Source organism: Natronospirillum operosum, from assembly GCF_004768465.1.
Lineage (GTDB): Bacteria > Pseudomonadota > Gammaproteobacteria > Pseudomonadales > Natronospirillaceae > Natronospirillum > Natronospirillum operosum.
Window position 1 is genome coordinate 1 of sequence record NZ_SRMF01000003.1, and the last position, 16,065, is coordinate 16,065.

At 58.6% G+C, this 16,065-nt stretch carries 14 protein-coding genes and 1 pseudogene; 1 reads left to right on the forward strand and 14 read right to left on the reverse strand.

Features of this window, described 5'->3' with window-relative positions; genetic code table 11:
* Nucleotides 1–1,952: pseudogene (locus E4656_RS08980) on the reverse strand (RHS repeat protein); the annotation flags it as partial.
* Nucleotides 1,953–2,197: 245 nt separating this feature from the next.
* A complete protein-coding gene (locus E4656_RS08990) occupies nt 2,198–3,169 on the reverse strand; it encodes a helix-turn-helix transcriptional regulator (RefSeq protein WP_135482897.1) in 972 nt (323 codons plus the stop codon).
* A 176-nt stretch (nt 3,170–3,345) separates the two neighbouring features.
* Between E4656_RS08990 and E4656_RS08995 the strand changes: the two genes are divergently transcribed.
* Nucleotides 3,346–4,260 (forward strand): SDR family oxidoreductase, encoded by a 915-nt coding sequence (locus E4656_RS08995; RefSeq protein WP_135482898.1) that lies wholly within the window; start codon nt 3,346–3,348, stop codon nt 4,258–4,260.
* A gap of 27 nt (nt 4,261–4,287) precedes the next feature.
* On the opposite strand, the gene E4656_RS09000 is transcribed toward E4656_RS08995, so the two are convergent.
* The 12 genes from E4656_RS09000 to E4656_RS09055 all read right to left on the reverse strand — a co-directional run bounded on the left by E4656_RS09000 (nt 4,288) and on the right by E4656_RS09055 (nt 16,010).
* Nucleotides 4,288–4,698, reverse strand: coding sequence for an NUDIX hydrolase (locus E4656_RS09000; RefSeq protein WP_135482899.1), 411 nt, complete (start codon nt 4,696–4,698; stop codon nt 4,288–4,290).
* A gap of 2 nt (nt 4,699–4,700) precedes the next feature.
* Nucleotides 4,701–5,696: a gluconate operon transcriptional repressor GntR gene (gene gntR / locus E4656_RS09005; protein WP_135482900.1), complete on the reverse strand. Its 996-nt coding sequence runs from the start codon at nt 5,694–5,696 to the stop codon at nt 4,701–4,703.
* Nucleotides 5,697–5,825: 129 nt separating this feature from the next.
* The gene (locus E4656_RS09010) at nt 5,826–6,323 is read right to left on the reverse strand and encodes a gluconokinase (RefSeq protein WP_135482901.1); all 498 of its coding nucleotides are present in this window, start codon (nt 6,321–6,323) and stop codon (nt 5,826–5,828) included.
* A 66-nt stretch (nt 6,324–6,389) separates the two neighbouring features.
* The gene (locus E4656_RS09015) at nt 6,390–7,490 is read right to left on the reverse strand and encodes an ABC transporter ATP-binding protein (protein ID WP_135482902.1); all 1,101 of its coding nucleotides are present in this window, start codon (nt 7,488–7,490) and stop codon (nt 6,390–6,392) included.
* Between the two features lie 5 nt (nt 7,491–7,495).
* On the reverse strand, nt 7,496–8,428 hold the full coding sequence (locus E4656_RS09020; protein WP_135482903.1) for a carbohydrate ABC transporter permease: 933 nt from the start codon (nt 8,426–8,428) through the stop codon (nt 7,496–7,498).
* Nucleotides 8,425–9,387, reverse strand: a complete 963-nt coding sequence (locus E4656_RS09025) for a carbohydrate ABC transporter permease (protein ID WP_167856002.1) — start codon at nt 9,385–9,387, stop codon at nt 8,425–8,427. Before E4656_RS09025 ends, E4656_RS09020 begins: the two co-directional genes overlap by 4 nt.
* A gap of 89 nt (nt 9,388–9,476) precedes the next feature.
* Complete coding sequence (locus tag E4656_RS09030; RefSeq protein ID WP_135482904.1) at nt 9,477–10,721, reverse strand: ABC transporter substrate-binding protein; 1,245 nt, start codon at nt 10,719–10,721, stop codon at nt 9,477–9,479.
* A 316-nt stretch (nt 10,722–11,037) separates the two neighbouring features.
* Complete coding sequence (locus tag E4656_RS09035) at nt 11,038–11,532, reverse strand: gluconokinase (protein WP_135482905.1); 495 nt, start codon at nt 11,530–11,532, stop codon at nt 11,038–11,040.
* A gap of 11 nt (nt 11,533–11,543) precedes the next feature.
* Complete coding sequence (locus E4656_RS09040; protein ID WP_135482906.1) at nt 11,544–13,046, reverse strand: tripartite tricarboxylate transporter permease; 1,503 nt, start codon at nt 13,044–13,046, stop codon at nt 11,544–11,546.
* Between the two features lie 74 nt (nt 13,047–13,120).
* Nucleotides 13,121–14,086: a Bug family tripartite tricarboxylate transporter substrate binding protein gene (locus E4656_RS09045; RefSeq protein WP_135482907.1), complete on the reverse strand. Its 966-nt coding sequence runs from the start codon at nt 14,084–14,086 to the stop codon at nt 13,121–13,123.
* 92 nt (nt 14,087–14,178) lie between these two features.
* The gene (locus E4656_RS09050; RefSeq protein ID WP_135482908.1) at nt 14,179–14,631 is read right to left on the reverse strand and encodes a tripartite tricarboxylate transporter TctB family protein; all 453 of its coding nucleotides are present in this window, start codon (nt 14,629–14,631) and stop codon (nt 14,179–14,181) included.
* Between the two features lie 224 nt (nt 14,632–14,855).
* Nucleotides 14,856–16,010: a hypothetical protein gene (locus tag E4656_RS09055; RefSeq protein ID WP_135482909.1), complete on the reverse strand. Its 1,155-nt coding sequence runs from the start codon at nt 16,008–16,010 to the stop codon at nt 14,856–14,858.
* Between the last annotated feature and the right edge of the window lie 55 nt (nt 16,011–16,065).

Sequence of the window (16,065 nt, forward strand, 5' to 3'; positions counted from 1 at the left end):
TCGTCAATGCGATGTTGCAGCAGGCCGTCCTGCCAGCTCTGCCGGATGCGCTCGCCGGTGGGCAACTGAATCTCGGTGACCTGGCCCTGGCTGTCGCGCAGGTAGCGGGTGGTGTGGCCGGCCGGGTCAGTAACGGCAATCAGCCGCCCCGCGCTGTCGCGTTCAAAGGTGGTGGTACGGCCTTCGGGGTCGGTCTGGTGGGTGACATTGCCCCGGTCGTCATAGGCCAGCTCCGTGGTGCCGCCCAGTTCATCGATGATGCGGGTGCGGTTGCCGCGGTCGTCGTAGGCGTAGCGCAGTCGGTCGCCGGAGGGAAGATCCGTCTGCTCCAGAACTCGGTTGTGGTCGCCATAGTGGTATTCGATGCGCCGCCCGTCTGCGGGCGCTGAACGCTGGTGTACCACAGTGCGCTGGCCCGCAAAGTCGTAGTCATAGGTGCGGCTGTGGCCTGCGGGGTCAGTCTGTTCGTCGATGACGGTCTTGCCGTCCTGTTCGCGATAGCGATATTCGGCTGTGTCACCTTCGCCGTCGGTGACACGGGTAATGGCCAGGTCATTGGCTGCGTATTCATAGGCATAGTTCCAGATGCGGCCGTCGAACTGGTTGACGGCGCTCAGGCGGCCCTGGCCATCATAACTGAATGACAACTCTCGACCCGCCGGGTCGGTAATACGCTGCAGGCGGGCCCCGTTGTAACTGACGGCATAGGACAGGCCACGTTGATCGCTAATGGCCGTGATGCGCTGCTGGCTGTCGCGCGTGACGTCCACTACACCACCGCCGCCGTCGCGCTGCTGCATCAGCAGGCCGTGCTCGTTGTAGCGATACCGCACACCTTCAGATCCCTGGACTTCCAGGCCTTGGCCTTGCTCGGTGATCTGATAGGCATTGACGCCAATCGGGCGGTAGCCATGGGCTTCCACCGCAAACAGCAGGCGATCCCCTGTCGGCCCTACCCACTTGAGATAGTCGATACCGACTTCTTCCTCGGCGCGATGGGCAGGATCTGTGGCGTACTGATTACGGTCCCGATGAGCCTGGCTCCTGGCCAGTTCCTGTTCCAGTGGTCCGATACGGCTGTCGATGTCGTCGTACAGGGCTTGTACATCGGCTGCATAGCCGTCCAGCATCACAAGGCCGTTTTCAGCCGCTTCGACCACAAAATCGAAGTTGTGGTCGAGATAGCCTTCATAGAAGGCACGTCGATCTTCAATATCATCGAGCAGGTTTTGGAGGTTGGCGCGTGTCGTGGTCAGTGTGGCCAGGCGTTCCTGCACCAGAACGGCAGTACCCCAGATGATGCGACTGTCATAATTCCAGTGCCAGCCCGGCCCGAGTGACCAGGCGGAATGATGGCTCAGGCGATGGCGTCGCGAGAACTGGATAAACTCACTGCCGCCATCCGCGCCATGGGTTACCTTGCTGCCACAGCTGAATGATACCGGGCAGCCGTCAGTATCGGATGCCGCGCCTTCATCGCGGTTGGTTTCTTCTGTGGTTTCGGCTTCCGCCGTCAGTTGGTCGGTTTCGTCCAGGCTTTGATCAGTACCGTCTGTTACCTCTTCGGTCGCTGAGTCAAGGTCTTCGTCATCCTCGTCCTTCTGTTGCTCAATATCTTCTTCATCTTCCTTTGCGGCATTCTCTTCCTGGCATTGTGTGTTACAGCCGTTTCCTCCACCTCCACCTTCGTTTTCGCCTCCACCTTCGCCTTCGCCGTCCCCTTCTCCTTCGCCATTACCATTGCCACCACCGCCACCTCCTCCACCTCCCGGAGGTGACCAGTCACCGCAATCAACTCTGTCGCAACTGCCGTGGCTGAGAGGGCGGATTTGGCCGATGCCGTCATCAGTGCTGGGTTCCGAGTCACTGGTGTCCTGGCACGCCGACAGCAAGATGGCGAGACACAGGGTTGAAAGCGCACGGAGGGCGATACGAAGGGGCTTGAAACTCACGGTAGGACTCTCCCTGATACAACAACATCCTGCGTAACTCAGGTTTTCTGCCTTGTTTCCTTTACCTGAAATATACGCAACATTTACAAAATAAGCTGCGTCTTTACAAAGATCAAAGAAGAGTCTCTTCGGAAGCGTTATTTTGTGATGAAGATCACAAACAGGGGGATATATAAAGAGTGGTGACCCAATGTTCGGCTGGGAGTCCCAAGGCGGGGTCTGCCTCACACCCTTGACTCGTTTTATCAGCCCTTTGGGTTGCTATACAGCTCAATGACTTGTTTTGCCTGTTGTACAATGTCGGGAATCAACTGTTGTGGACTCAGCAACCTGACTTGTCCGCCGAAACCCAGAATGTAGCTTACCGCATCCTGTTCGGTATGAAAGTTCAGGGTTACACGCACCTCTTTCTGGTCAGCAGAAGTTTCGGAATGAATCCTGGTTACGAATTGATTGGCAAAAGTCATCCGCCGGAGAACATCGGGAGGCACTGAAACCTCCACCTGAAAGGTGGGCAGCGCGTCGGCAAAGGCAAGCTTGCTTTGCTGCCAGTGGTCCGCCAAAGAGAACGATTCGGGTCTTGTGAAGCGCTCCGCCAGCAGCTCTGCCTGGACAATGCGTGAAACCCGGAAGTTGCGGAACTCGCCCTGTTCATTGACCGCGGTGAGATACCAGGCGCTCCCTTTTGCGACCAGACCTAGCGGACAGACCGTTCTCTGCGAACGATCACCATTTACTTTTTCATAGGTCATGTTCAGTTTGCGGTCTTCCCACAGTGCCTGTTGTACGATTTGCAGCGCTGCATTTTTCTCTGCGGAAGGCTTCCAGGTTTCCGTGTCTATGTACAGCTTCTCCATGTATTGTCCGGCTACGCCCCTGACATGCTCCGGCACGACTGACAACAGCTTTTGCCTGATGTCCACTCGCTGCGGTGCTACCCCCAGATCCTGCAGCATTTTTGCGGAAGCCGGAATGAACAGAGCCTTCATGTCTTCCAGATTGATTCCGCTCAACTGGCTGCGAAAATGATCCATCAGTCTCCAGCCGCCCGCTTTCCCCCGCTCGGCAACAACAGGAATGCCGGAGACGCTCAGGGCATCCATGTCGCGCAGAATCGTCCGCTGAGACACCTGCAGATGATCAGCCAGTTGCTGTGAGGTCATTTTCCCGCAGTTTTGCAGCAGGATCATGATATTGACAAGCCTTTCGGCTTTCATCGCGCTCTCCTCATCTCACCTCACCTCTCATCCTGAATACTTTCCGGCAACCATTGAACCTGGGCGGTCGCCGCAAGCGATCAACTCCGGTCATTCTCGGGTTTTAATATGACAGGCGGTGTCATATTCATACTGTACTCTTTTCCTGCAGGCAATCAGAACGGAGGCCAACTCGAATGAAAGACTTGCATGGAAAAATTGCCCTGGTGGCAGGTGCCACTCGTGGTGCAGGACGCGGAATTGCACAGGAACTGGGAGCGGCAGGAGCAACCGTATACGTGACCGGACGCACAACACGGAACCAGTCTTCGGAATACGGACGGCCTGAAACGATCGAGGAAACAGCCGAACTTGTTGACCAGGCGGGTGGTCGTGGAATCGCCCTTCAGGTGGATCACCTGCAGTCCGATCAGGTGCAGGACCTGGTCAAACGCATCGAGCGAGAACAGGGCCGTTTGGATATTCTCGTGAACGATATCTGGGGGGGCGAGTACCTTGTAGAGTGGGGGGAGCAACCGATTTGGAAACACTCACTTGAGAAAGGGTTGCGCATGTTGAGGCTCGCTGTCGAAACACATCTCATCACGAGTCACCATGCACTGCCCTTGCTGATCAAGAATGAACAGGGCCTGGTCATCGAGATGACGGACGGGACCGAAGAATACAACCGCCAGCATTACAGGGCGCCGCTGTTCTATGACCATGTGAAAACGTCGGTGATTCGCATGGCCTGGGCACTCGCGCAGGAATTGCGTCCGTTTGGCTGTACAGCGGTGGCGCTGACGCCAGGCTGGATGCGTTCAGAGATCATGCTGGAGCACTTTGGCGTTGCGGAAGAAAACTGGCGGGATGCGGCATCCAAAGAACCGCATTTTGCGATTTCGGAAACACCACGCTATGTGGGACGGGCCGTAGCGGCGCTGGCCGGTGATCCTGATGTTGCCCGCTGGAACGGGCAATCCCTTTCCAGCGGTTTTCTCGCCCAGGTTTATGGCTATACAGATCTGGATGGCTCGCAGCCGGACTCCTTCCGCTACCTGCAAGAAGTTATGGAGGCAGGCAAACCGGCGGATGTGAGCGGGTATCGTTGATGTCGTGCACACTCTCCCGGTGCGTCGTTACACCAGCCGCGCCACCTCGACCACCTGGTCGATCAGGTCCAGTCCGGATGTTTCCAGGTCGTTGACGGATACCCAGCGGACTTCGGCGGCATCGCTGGCGGCTACGGCTTCGCCGCTCTGCCACTGGCAGGCGACGGCAACCAGCAGGTAGTGGTGACGCAGTTCCCCTGTGGGGCCATGGTCCAGGGCGTCGAGGGTGGTCAGCACGCGGCCGGCGCGGGCCTGGAGGCCGGTTTCTTCCGCCAGTTCGCGTTCGGCGGCGGCAGCGATGGTTTCGCCGGGTTCGATCTTGCCGCCGGGGAAGCCCCAGCGATTGCGGTTGGGTGCCTGGCCGCGCCGCACCAGAAGCACTCTGCCCTGATCGTGCACTACTGCAATCACGGCGGGAATCGGGGTGACTGCAGACATGGTCAGAGCGTGCCTCCGACCTCGATGCGGTAGCCCAGGTCTATCACGGTCTCGCTGATCGGGCGGCCCTGAATGCGGTGCAGCAGTTCGCGCGCCGAGGTTTCCCCCACCGCTTCCCGGGGGGTCACCACACTGGCCAGACGCGGCGCCATGACCTGCCCCACATCATGGCCGTGAAAGCCGGCAATGGAGATCTGGTCCGGTACCGGAACACGGCGCCGCAGGCACTCGAAATAGGCGCCCACGGCCACGTCGTCATTGGTACAGAATATCCCATCCGTGTCGGGGTGCTGCTGCAGCAGTTCCGCCATCAGGCTGGCACCGACACTGTAGGAAGAGCGTGCTGTGCTGCGCAGGGTTTCCGGGCGCAGGCCATTCGCTTCCATGGCCTGTACATAGCCCTGCTGGCGTTGCAGTGTGCGGGCGTCCAGGCGCAGGGCCAGGTAGACGATATGGCGTCGGCCGCGTTCTATCATGGCGCTGACCATGTCGAAAGAGGCGCGGACATTGTCGAACCCGACGGCCTGCTGCAGCGGCGGCAGGTGCGTATCCATGATCTCGACGGCAGGAATGCCCGCCGTATCCAGCATGCGCCGGGTGCGTTCGGTGTGCTGGCTTTCGGACAGGATGACGCCGTCCACATTGTAGGACAACAGGGAGGACAGGCTGCGCTCTTCCAGTTCTGCACTGTAGCCGTAGTGCGACAGCATCAGGTGGTAACCGGCCGGTTCGGTGACCGACTCTATGCCCTTGATGACATCGGCAAAGACCTGGTTGGTCAGCGAGGGCACCAGTACGCCAATGGCGCGGCTGGTCGACTTGGACAGGATGTCCGGGCCGCGGTTGGGAATGTAGCCCAGTTCCTCGGCCACGGCGAAGATCTTGTCCCGCAGGTCGGGCGAGACGGAATCGGCCTGGCGCAGGCAGCGGCTGACGGTCATCTTGGTGGCACCAACGCGGTCGGCAATGTCCTGTAGCGTCGGGCGTCTGTTTTTCACGATCTGCAATCCCACCAAAGTTCTGGACAAATGGCGCGCTGGCCCTGTTGTCGTGCCCGTTTCGAGATTGAACGAGGACAGGCGTCCGATACTATCAGACTATGGCCGGTTGATGCAGTGCGCGCCGCTTCAGACCGTGGCCTCCAGACGGCTCAGGCAGTCGGCGACCACAGCCTCGGGGCTCTGCGCGATATCGACGGCATGAGCTTCCGCTGCTGCCGGTTCTTCAAGTTGCTCGAACTGGTTCCGCAGCATGTCGGAACCATTGAAATAGTGGTCCTGGCGCTGGGCCAGGCGGGGCCAGATCAGATCAAAATCGCCTTTCAGATAGAGAAATACGATGGGCCCGGCAGCCGCGCGCAGAAAGTCCCGATAGGATTTCTTCAGCGCGGAACAGGCCAGCACGCAGCCGCGTTCGTTCTGCAGCAGTTGCGCCAGGTCGTTCAGCCAGGTCTGCCTGTCCGGGTCGAGCAGTGGCCTGCCGCTGGCCATTTTGCGAATGTTCTCGGGGCTGTGGAAGTCGTCAGCATCAAAGAAGGTACGACCGAGCGCCTGCGCCAGGTGCTGGCCGACCAGTGTCTTGCCACTGCCGGACACACCCATGACGATGATAGTGATTGAAGCCATATCAGTCTGATCTGCAAAAGATGAAAAAACGCCCGGGGCCGAAGCCCCGGGCCAACTCAGGACACGCTACAGTCTCAAGGTGCTTTCCCGGTCGAAGACCGAGGCTCTTACTGGATCGAACCCGATGGTCACCGTCTGGCCTGGCTCGACCAGCACATCACTGTCACAGCTGAAAGTGATGGTTTGGCCAGCGATCTGCGTCCAGACCAGGGTTTCGGAACCCATGGGTTCCACGATGTCTATCTCGACCTGCTGCTGGAAGGGCAGCGGGCGATTGTCGTCCGCGATATTGATATGCTCGGGACGCACACCCAGGACGGCCGGCAGACCGGCGTCTGGTGCCTCGGCAAAGGGGTAGCCGGCGAGGGGTATTCTGAGCCCGCTGTCGGTGACGAAAAGCGGATCGTTCGCACCACTCTCATGCTGGATTGCGCCCTGCAGAAAGTTCATCGACGGCGAGCCGATGAATCCGGCCACATAGAGGTTGACCGGCTTGTGGTAGATGGTGTGCGGGTTGGCCAGCTGCTGAATTTCACCTTCCTTCATGATGGCGATGCGGTTGGCCAGCGTCAGCGCCTCGATCTGGTCGTGGGTCACATAGACCATGGTGTTCTTCAGCTTCCGGTGCAGGCGCTTGATCTCTACTCGCAGATCCGAGCGCAGCTTGGCATCGAGATTGGACAGTGGTTCATCGAACAGAAACACATCCACATCCCGCACCAGGGCGCGGCCGATGGCCACGCGCTGGCGCTGCCCGCCGGACAGCTCCACCGGCTTGCGCTTCAGCAGCGGCTGAATCTGCAGAATTTCTGACGCCCGCTGCACGCGTTCCTGAATCTCGGCCTTGCCGAAACCGGCCACGCGCAGACCGAAGGACAGGTTCTTTTCGACCGTCATCTGCGGATACAGGGCATAGGACTGGAACACCATGCCGATGCCGCGGTCCTTGGGCTCGGCCCAGGTGACATTGCGGCCGCTGATGTGAATCTCGCCGTCGTCGATGTCGAGCAGACCCGCGATGCAGTTCAGCAGGGTCGATTTGCCGCAGCCGGAAGGCCCCAGCAGGACAATGAATTCACCCTGCTCGATGTCCAGATTGAGCTTGTCGAGGATTCGGGTGTTGCCAAAACTCAGCGACAGATCCCGGATGGAAACACTGGTTTGCATGATGGTTACCCCTTGACCGCGCCGGCAGCGATGCCGCGCACGAACCATTTGCCGGAAATGAAATAGACTGCCAGTGGCACCGCTGCCGTCAGCATGGTCGCCGCCATGTGCACGTTGTATTCGCGAATGCCGGTGGTGGTCTGCACGATATTGTTCAGTTGCACGGTCATGGGCATATGGGCCCGACCGGCAAAGATGGTGCCGAACAGGAAGTCATTCCAGATGCCCGTCAGCTGCAGAATGACGGCCACTACCGTTATGGGTACGGCCATCGGCACCATGATCCGGAAGAAGATCTGCCAGAAACCGGCGCCATCGACGCGGCCGGCCTTGAACAGTTCCGGTGGCAGGCTGGAGAAGAAGTTGCGGTACAGCAACGTCAGGATCGGCATGCCGAAAATGGTGTGCACGATGACGATGCTGGGGAAGGTGCCAAATATTCCCATTTCGCGCATGGCGACCACCAGCGGATAGATCACCACCTGGTAGGGCACAAAGGCGCCAAACACCAGAATGCCAAACACCAGATTGGCGTAGCGGTAGCGCCAGAATGACAGTGCATAGCCGTTGATGGCCGCAATCAGTATGGACACCACGGTGGCCACGGCGGTGATCTTCACCGAGTTGATGAACCCGGGCTGCAGACCCCGGCAGTCACGGCCGGTACAGGCCGAGGACCAGGCCTGAACCCAGGGTTCAAAGGTTATTTCGCGCGGCCAGTAGAAGAGGTTACCCCCTTCGCGGATCTCGGGCAGCGTCTTCAGCGACGTCACCAGCATGACCCACAGCGGGGTCAGGAAGAACAGGGCCGCAATGATCAGAAACCCATAGATGCCAATGCGGGCCATGGTGATCTGTTGCTTGCGCGGGCCTCGCGGGCCGCTGAGGACTCTGTCCAGCGGCGCAGTAGCCTCGGGTTGGACAATGGTCTGAGTCATAGCGCTTTCTCCTTCGCAACACGCCCGCGCCACTGCACAAAGGCCAGCAGGCTGAGCAGGAAGACAACCGGTACCAGCATCATCATGGCGGCGGCCATACCCAGGCCGACGTTCAGACGATCGGTAATGTGTTCGATGACAAAGACGGCCGGCATCTGCGTCGCAATGCCCGGCCCACCCTGAGTCATGGCGATCACGATGTCGTAGACCCGGACCATGCCGACACACTGCAGTACGAATGCGGTGAAAACGGCGCCCTTCATCATGGGCAGGACGATAAAGATATAGGTGCGCCAAGCCGGAATGCCGTCGACGCGGGCGGCCTTCCAGATTTCCCCGTCAATGCCGCGCAGGCCGGCCAGCATGATGGCCATGGTGACCCCTACACTGTTCCAGATGCTGCCCACGATCAGGCCGTAGATGGCGGTATTGGCATTGACCAGCGGCGCGAAACGGAAATTCTCGAAGCCCCAGCCCTGTACCGCCGACTGAATGCCCAGGCCGGGGTCGAGCATCCAGCGCCAGGCCAGACCGGTGACCACCAGAGACATGGCAAACGGATACAGAAAGATGGAGCGCAGCAGGCTTTCGTGGCGGATCTTCTGATCCATGAACACGGCCAGCAGAAAGCCGAACACCATGCTCAGCCCCACCGACAGCAGGCCGAACAGCCAGATGTTGTTGACGGAAATCAGCCAGCGGCTGGTGTTCCAGAGTCGTTCATATTGCGCCAGGCCCACAAAGTTGTAGGACGGCAGCATGCGGCTGTCGGTAAAGGACAGCACGCCGGAATAGATGATGCAGATCACGAACACACCAATGGCGGTGACGATCATCGGTGTGGTGCCGATGATGCTCATCAGGGTGCTCAGGCGAAAACGCGGTCGACGCCCGTACTCGGGCCGCCGGGTGGCGTTTGTCTCTCGCCGTGCTGCTACGGCGGAAGCGGATTGAGCCATGAGAACTATACCTCGGGTTCAGGTTCGACCGGAGAGAAGGTGACAAAGTAGCCAGACCCGGGCCCAGTGGCCCGGGTGGCTCGGGTGCTTCAGTCTGCGTTGGCCAGGATGTTGGCAAAACGCTGCTGGATGTTCTCGACACCCATGTTCGGGTTGTTCCAGACTTCCAGCCACAGGTCGTCCATTTCGCCGCGCGTGTCTTCAGTGATGTACATGGAGTCCGGCGGGATGATCCGGTCCGGATCGGCCAGAATTTCCAAACCCTGCTGCATGCAGACATCGGCAATGGACATGTCGACATCGTCACGCACCGGCAGTGAACCCTTGGCGTTGTTGAACAGCGCCTGTACGCGCGGGCTCAGCATCATGGATGCCAGCTCGAACTGGGCCGCTTCGATTTCGGGATCGGACTGCTTCGGGAACACAAAGACGTCACCGCCGGTGTCCAGATAGGGATCTTCGGACGGGCCGGCCAGACAGGCATAGTCCACTCCTGGCTCCATGCCGGCCATGGCAAACTCGCCGCGCGCCCAGTCGCCCATGATCTGCAGGCCGGCCTGGTGGGTAATGACCAGGTTGGTAGTGTCATTCCAGTTGCGGTTGGCAGAACCGTCATCGGTGTACTGCTTCATGTTCTGGAAGATCTCGATGGCGGCGGCCATTTCCGGGCCCATGGCCACTTCAGGATCCTTGTCGCGGTAGAAGCGCAGATAGCCTTCCTTGCCCAGTTGAGACAGCAGTACGACACGGGCCGCACCATTGATCTGCCAGCCTTCGCCACCGATGGCGAACGGCGTGATACCGGCTTCCTGCAGGGCCGGTGCCACTTCGATGAATTCGTTCAGCGTGCCTGGAAGATCAACACCGGCCTGTTCGAAAGCCGGAATGGACGCCCAGGCCCACTGCCAGGAGTGGATATTCACCGGCAGACAGTAGATGCCGCCTTCGAATTCACAGACTTCGAGAATGGACGAGGGACGGATGATGTCATACCAGCCTTCCTGTTCTGCCAGCGGCGACAGGTCCAGCAGCATGCCCGCTTCAGCCAGCTCTTCGAACTGACGCGAGATATTGAACTGTGCGGCGCCCGGAGGATCGCCACCCAGCATGCGTTGCAGCGCCGCACCACGGGCTGCGGAGCCGCCAGCGATGGCTGCGTCGATCCAGTTGTGGTCGGTAGAGGCTTCGAATTCATCGGCGAAGACAGTTACAGCAGCCTGTTCGCCGCCGGATGTCCACCAGTGAATGACTTCGAGATCCACGGCCTGCACGGCAGCGCTGGAACTCAGAGCGGCAGCCGCAATTGCGGGCACCAGTTTACGAGTGAAGTTCATGGTTGTTCTCCTTGCCGGGCTGCCGTTGCGGAGCAGCCGACGACTCTGATTGTTTTTGTAGTTCAGTTGTTACCAGTAACAACTTTGGTTGGAGTTTTGAGTTACTGGTAACATCCAGAAGTATATTTCATCTTTTATGTAAGCGCTACCATAAAATGTAAGCGATATCATAAATTTGCATTCATTTGTAAAAGCCCGGGAACGGGAGGTCTCAGGTTGCCAATGCGGTCTGGTTGAGTGCCGCCAGACCATCACTATCACGCTGTGCTTTCAGCGCACTCAAAGCCCTGGCGGCTGCGTCATGAGTGTGGACAGGTCAACGGTTGTTGATCTTGCGCAGGCATTCTTCCAGCACCGAGTCTGCAGGCTGGTCGATCGAAATCCGGATCGCCTCGTGGTGGTCCGGTTCTTCCAACTGGTCGAACTGACTGCGCAGCATGCTGTGCCCGCTGAAATAATGGTCTTCGCGGCGCGCAAGCCGAGCCCAGATAGTATCGAAATCCCCGCACAGGTAGAGAAAGGTCACTTCCGGAGAGGCTTCCTGGAGACGCCGTCGGTAGTCCGCTTTCAGAGCCGAGCAGGCCAGTACCAGCCCGGGTTCCGCTTGGAGCAGGGCGGCCAGTTGCTGCAGCCAGCCAGCCCTGTCCTGGTCACTCAGGGGAATGCCATCCGACATCTTGCGTATGTTGTCAGCTGTGTGGAAGTCGTCCGCGTCGTAAAACGGCAGCTGGAGCTCGCGGCCCAGACGAGCGCCAATCAGACTTTTGCCGCTTCCGGAAACGCCCATCACGATGATTTTCTGAGTAGACATGCTTGTTGAGATCAACTCCCTTGTTGCTCCTCTGCCCGAGCAGATCGGATACGCATGCGGATGACGATCACCAGCAGAACAAGGACCATCACCAAGAGGCCGATGGCGAGTGGTGATGCCAGAAGATATTGCGGCAGGGACAGATCCCGGGCGCTGGCAATGCGCATGGAGCGCGCGAGATTGGTTTCAATCAGCGGCCCCAGTACGACGCCGATAATGATGGGGGCGAGCGGCACTTCCATCTTCTTGAATACGGCACCGAAAATGCCGAGCACGATGGCGACGCCGACATCGAACAGGCTGTTGCGCACGCTATAGGCACCAAACAGGGCCAGCACCAGCACTGTGGGCACGATGTACTGCATGCGAATCTTGAGGATGTACGAGAAGTACTTGATACCGACCGCCCCAATGATGGTCATGGCCAGTACCGTAAGCAGCATGCCGTAGAGAAAGGTGTAGGCGACGTCCGGCCGGTTGACGAACAGGCTGGGGCCGAGAATGATGCCGTGTATCACCAGGGCGCCGGCGATGATGGCGCTGGTCGGGCTGCCCGGGACGCCGAGTGCCAGCAGCGGTACCATGGAGCTGCCAACGGTGGCATTGTTGGCGCTTTCTGCCGCAATAATGCCTTCCGGATTACCTTTTTCGAACAGTTCCGGCTGTTTTGATACCCGCTTGGCTTCCCCATAGGACATGAACACTGCCAGGGTGGTGCCGACACCGGGCAACAACCCGATCAGGGTACCGATGAGGCTGGATTTGATGACCAGGAATTTTTTCCGGACTATGGCCATGACTACGGTCAGTCGGGCGATGGACTGATCCTTGTACTGCACCTGCTCGGTCGACTTCTTGCCGATGTTGAGAAACATCTCCGCAAAACAGAACAGGCCCAACACCACCGGTACTACCGAGACCCCCGAACGGAGCTCTGCCTGACCAAAGGTGAAGCGCTCCCGGCCCATGATCATGTCGATACCGATGGTGCTGATAAAGAGTCCGAACAATACGGCAAAGGCGGCCTTGAACAGGCTGCCGCTGAGCGCACCGACAATGATCAGCCCGCTGAGGGAGATAAAGAACATTTCCGCCGGTCCGAACTGCAGGGCGAAGCGGGCCAGAGGTGGGGTGAAAAGGATCAGCACCAGAACACCGATAAAACCGCCGAACATGCTGGAAAACACGGAATAGTAGAGCGCCTCCTTGGCTCGACCTTGCTGTGTCATGGGGTAACCTTCCATGGCAACTGGGGCAGCCACCACATCGCCTGGCACATTGATCAGTATGCCGGTAATGGAACCGCCATACATGCCACCCATATAGATACCGCCCAGCAGAAGCAGACCCAGTTGGGGCTCAAGTGTGAAGGTGAGCGGCAGCAGCAATGAGATGCCGATAGCACCGTTCAGACCGGGAATGGCCCCGACCAGAATGCCGACGAGCACACCGCTGAAGACAATCAGAAAGACACTGGGCTGAGCCAGATAGCCTAACAATTCAATCAGTTCCATAAATCATTACTCATGGCGGTCATCAAGCCGGCGCCCGTAGGCGGCGTTGCCGCTGAAGGCGCCGGCGGCTTTCATCAGTTGTCGGTGAACTGATCCAGGTTGTCCTGAATGATGGGGGTCAGGGTGGCGTTGGAGTCTTCCAGCACCTGGTTGACCGCCTCATGATCCAGGTAGTTGTAGGGAATGGCCGCGTTCTCGAAGTTGCGGATCATGGTTTCGTTGGTGCTGATCGCATCCAGGGCTGATGTCAGAGCGTCGCGAACATCATCCGGAATGCCGGCCGGAGCCACCAGAACCCTGGACACACCCATGACGAGGTCCACACCCTGCTCACGGAAGGTCGGGACATCCGGGAACATGTCCATGCGCTCGGCGGCAGCGAAACCGATGGGCGTGCCGCCGGCATCGACAATGGGGTCATGGCTCATGGACGATGTGGACGCCATGTCGACATGGTTGCCCAGCAGCGCGTTCATCAGCTCGCCGCCCCCGGAGTACTTGATATCTGTCACTTCTATATCCAGGTGGTCGGCAAAGGCCAGAATATGCAGCAGGCCCAGCGCGCCGGACTCACCCACTGTCAGCGACCCCGAGTTGACCTGACCATAGGCGCGAACATCGTCCAGAGTGGTGTGCTCGCTGTTGGGTGAGGCGAATATCCCCATGGGCATGTCATCGAAACCGGCCAGGTATTCGAGATCATCGAAGGAGAAACTGGTCTCCCGGGTCTGTTCCAGGACAAAGTTGTCGGGGTACCCGAAGACACCCAGGGTATAGCCGTCCGGGTTGGCACGGGCGATCTCGGCAATGCCGATTTCACCACCGGCACCTTCGCGGTTGACGACATTGACCTGGCGGTCAAGCTCGTCACTCAGTACATCGGCCACGATGCGAGCGACGGTGTCGCCACCCCCGCCAGCGCTGTAGGGTACGATGATCTGGATATTGCGGCTTGGATAATCCTGAGCCTGGGCTCCGAATGCGGCGCCAAGGGTCAGGGCAAGGGCAGTGGTCAGGACGATTGCTGGTTTGTTTTGCATGATAATGTTCTCTTGTTGGATTTGTTTTGTGTGGTCGGTGAGTGTGTGTGTGTGGTGCAGGGGCCGATCTCGGGAGAAAAAGCCGATCACACCTAGGGTGTGGGTAATCCGAGAAGCACCGAAAACACCACAAAGGACATCCCGGTCATCACGACCGAGAAGGTGACAGCCCGGGCATATATGGGCCAGCCCAGGCGCACTTCGCCAGCCCGGTAGGTGTGGTAGCAGAACACCACGAATACCAGGAAGGCGGAAGCCATGTAGAAACCGAGGGTGCGCAGCAGCAAGAAGGCGATGGTCAGCAGTGCGCCGGGGATAACAATCTGGAACAGCAACGCCTGCCCGATGGCCCTGTCATCGTCCGAGGTCCTGTGCCGCAAGCCTTTCCACAGCGCACCACCCATGATGGCCAGGCCGGAAATACCCATGCACCAGAGCACCGCTCTGGGAAACAGGGCTGAACGTTCCGGCAATCCCGAGGTCAGGCTGTAAAAGTAAACTGAAAAGGCGACTATTACTGCACCCAGAATAATGTTGCTGCGCATGTAGAAGGACCTGTTTGTCGTTGGGCAATTGAGCCCATTATCTTTGTTATTCAATACTGCATCACGACCGGGTTACCGGTAATGTTACCGGTAACTTAGAGCCTACGGTAACGAACCTTTGGGTTGATTTCAAGTTCAATTTGGTAACTACACAGGAAACGAAGCCGGTTGCCGGCCAGCCGTGTGCCATCCAACTGGATGGCACACGCCGTACACTGGTGGTGTCAGGGTTCCAGAAAGGAGTGCATAAACCGAATCAGGGTGGCGTAGTCTGTGTCCCAATCCGCCTCTATAGCAGACAGATAGAACGCTGTTGGATTGTGTGGACCCAGTTGTGCAAAGGCTTCCCGATCAAAATCACCATCGACGATACTCATCGTAAAGGCTGCTCCGGAAACACCAGCCCTGTAAAATGCTGCCATCGCAGTCTCGTCAACACTGATACGTGATGGGCCAAGATGATCAGTAGCAATGTCAATTTGTCTGATCACTCCGCCATGTTCAGTATTCAATCGAAATTGCAGATCAGAGGAAGAGTACAGGTCTTGATTGGCTGCCATCTGGCTGGCAAGGGCATCCACATCACTCTGGCGCAGCGCCTGATCAGTATTGAAGGTATTGATCATGGCATCCAGCTTTTCCATGATGGGCGCCAGCCCCTCCCAGGCGGCCTGGGATACCGGACCCTGAGAGTCCATTGTGAAGGTCAGGGTGCGTGACATGCCTTTGTGGACGCCCATTTGGGCAGCGTGAGTGCCAGCCTCGTTGATAAACTCCTCAATGGAAAGGTGTATGTCGATGGTGCCGCCATCAGCGGTTTGCAGGATGAAATTTACCTCAGGGGTGTGGTGGTAGCGGCTTCGATTGAACGAGTTGTGTACCATGCCCTCTGGAGAGTACATTTGCGGTCCGTGTACATCGCCCATCTCCACGCGAGAGCGCAGGGTCAGGTTCTGTACGTCGCCGTCATAGGCGCCGAGCAGCGCCAGGTTTTCGCTAAGGCTGATGTCGCGTTTGGCGCTGAGCTCGAGCAGGTCGTACAGGCCGCCCGGCGGGTTGCCGGGCTGGCCATTTACCTTCGCCTCGACCATGGTCCGGCGCAACTCCAGGTCGGGGTTGGCTTCAATAGCAGGGATGTCTTCTCTGACCATCACGCCTGGTAGGGGTTCGAATAGCTGTTCCGTGGGTCTGGGGGGCGGTGGAGGCTGTGGCGGCGCCAGGGTGACCACCGCACTGCTTTCTGTTTTGGCGGAATTCCGTAACCGCTCGCCAGCTGCCGCCAGTTCTTCTCCTTCCAGGCGCCGACCATAGGCCTTCTCATTTGTTACACTGACAGGCGCCGACATGTTGCCGTAGGCACCATAATAGTGATCAATCATCCCTGTTCCTCCCACTCTGTCCGCTTGCATAGGCTTTTTACAGCTGTCCTGCAAG